This is a genomic window from Noviherbaspirillum sp. ST9 (assembly GCF_048799745.1).
In the GTDB taxonomy this organism is placed as follows: Bacteria; Pseudomonadota; Gammaproteobacteria; order Burkholderiales; family Burkholderiaceae_D; genus Noviherbaspirillum.
In genome coordinates, this window is the sequence record NZ_JBLWFR010000031.1 from 1 (window position 1) to 1138 (window position 1138).

The 1138-nt window shown below is 46.4% G+C and carries 2 protein-coding genes; both read right to left on the reverse strand.

The genetic code is table 11. From position 1 onward, the window contains the following. Positions 1-630 (reverse strand): DUF5007 domain-containing protein (locus ACNOHI_RS24530; protein WP_420477347.1); only part of this gene is annotated, 630 nt, incomplete at its 3' end. A gap of 26 nt (positions 631-656) precedes the next feature. After that, positions 657-1138: hypothetical protein (locus tag ACNOHI_RS24535; RefSeq protein WP_420477348.1), on the reverse strand; the 482-nt coding region annotated here is incomplete at its 5' end.

The window sequence follows — 1138 nt, forward strand, 5'->3', positions numbered from 1 at the left end:
GCGGTCATAGATATTTTGCCTCCTGACTATATCATTCTCTGGAATATCGTCATACAGGGTGAAGGTTGTGGCGCCGCTATTGTTTACGAGCAGAATCGCGGTTGTTACCCATAGGACTTCAAAAGGCCGGCTTTTAGCCGAGAGCTTTAAGATGGAGTAATCCGGATAAACACGTTCGCCCTGGGTGTTTTTTACCCTAACATCCAAATGGAAAACGTCGCCCGGCGATTCGAGATTTCTGGAGACTTCTAAATATTGGAGCATCCCGTTAACCGGATTGATTGATAGCGGCGTCATATTGATTTCGGCGATCTTGGCATTCACAAGATCAAGTGTAGTATCCGTTTTGTTATTGTACGGGGCTGTCCAGGTTCGGTACGGATAGGTTTTGAAAAACTGTTCTGACCGGTTCCCCTGGGCGTCGCGGACGTTTTCGATGGAGAATTCGAGCGGCTGGGTAGATCCGTCTAACCAGGCTACATCCGTAGAACCTTTGCTCCCCAGGGGAAGGTAAAGGGTATCGAGTCCCTTAAGATAAAGATCCGGGCTTAGAAACCCTTTTTCCTCGGGAATCTTGGAGCAGGCAGCAATGAGCACTACTCCTATCAGGTATATCGCTGTTTTTTTCATGATGTTTATCAGTTAAGGCTGTGTCTTTATAAAAGATCATCGGCTCTTGTCCCAAAAAAGAATAATGAGTGATAATAATAGTGGTCGGAATAGTTATAATTACCTGAATAGATGACGTGAACCACCCCGTTTTTGGTGAGTACATCAGACAAATACATTTGGTATACCTGATCGCACTCTTCGTTGTCGAGCCCAAGGGTTAAACGTTCCGTTGGATCGGACTCCCACCTGAGGCCCCGTTTGAACTGTACCGTTACCTTTTCGGGCACCTCCTGCATAAAGTTAGAATATTGGTATCCCTGTCCGGGGGTGCTTCCTCCGTCCCATGCAGCGCCGGGTTCGGCATTGGTCTTTTCCAGTGTTATCTTCACTTCTGTTCCTGCAAGTGTAGGAACAACAATACCTCCCTGCGGTATAGTTTCCCGCCAGTATTTTCCGGCTACCAGGTACATTTTCATTTTTTGAAGCTCTTCAGCACTGATATCATCAGCAGTCATTAGATTACTTT